Genomic DNA, 814 nt, shown 5'->3' with positions numbered 1-814 from the left:
ATGACCTTGAAAGACAAATTGAAAATGTTAAAACATACATGTACGCTAAAGGTTATCAGTTTGAAATTATTACTGATATTGGAAGTGGAATTAACTACAATAAAAAAGGATTAAATCAATTAATAGATATGATAACTAATTCAGAAGTTGATAAAATAGTAGTTTTATATAAGGACAGGTTAATTAGATTTGGATATGAACTTATAGAAAATTTATGTAATAAATATGGAACTACTATTGAAATCATAGATAATACAGAAAAGACAGAAGAACAGGAGTTAGTTGAGGATTTAATTCAAATTGTTACAGTGTTTAGTTGCAAACTTCAAGGTAAAAGAGCAAATAAAGCTAAAAAAATGATTAAGGAGTTATTGAAAGATGATACTGTCAAAGAAGATTAGAATTATTCCAAGTGCAAAGCAGGAACAACAACTTTGGAAATCACTTGGTACTGCAAGGTTTATATATAACTGGACGCTTGCAAAACAAGAAGAAAGTTATAAGAGTGGTGGTAAATTTATATCGGATGGTATATTGAGAAAAGAAATTACTTTGATGAAGAAAACAGAAGAATATAAATGGCTTAATGAGGTATCTAACAATGTAGCAAAACAAGCTGTAAAAGACGGTTGTAATGCCTATAAAAGATTTTTTAAAGGATTGACAGATAAGCCAAAATTTAAAAGCAGAAGAAAAAGCAAACCATCATTTTATAATGACAATATAAAACTAAAAGTCAAACCTAAATTAGTTCTTATTGAAAAAGTAGGTTGGATAAAAACAGCAGAACAAATACCAATGAATGTAAAATACA

General features: G+C 27.6%; 2 protein-coding genes. Both read left to right on the top strand.

Annotated elements, in window-relative coordinates; genetic code table 11:
* The coding region (locus tag CLTEP_RS14080; RefSeq protein ID WP_153016368.1) for an IS607 family transposase at window positions 1–401 on the top strand (401 nt) is incomplete at its 5' end.
* Window positions 379–814 (top strand): RNA-guided endonuclease InsQ/TnpB family protein (locus tag CLTEP_RS14075; protein ID WP_153016367.1); only part of this gene is annotated, 436 nt, incomplete at its 3' end. The genes CLTEP_RS14080 and CLTEP_RS14075, both read left to right, overlap by 23 nt.

Source organism: Clostridium tepidiprofundi DSM 19306 (assembly GCF_001594005.1).
GTDB lineage: Bacteria > Bacillota > Clostridia > Clostridiales > Clostridiaceae > Clostridium_AC > Clostridium_AC tepidiprofundi.
Note: the sequence above shows the minus strand (reverse complement) of the source record. Positions and strands in the feature narration are given on the sequence as shown.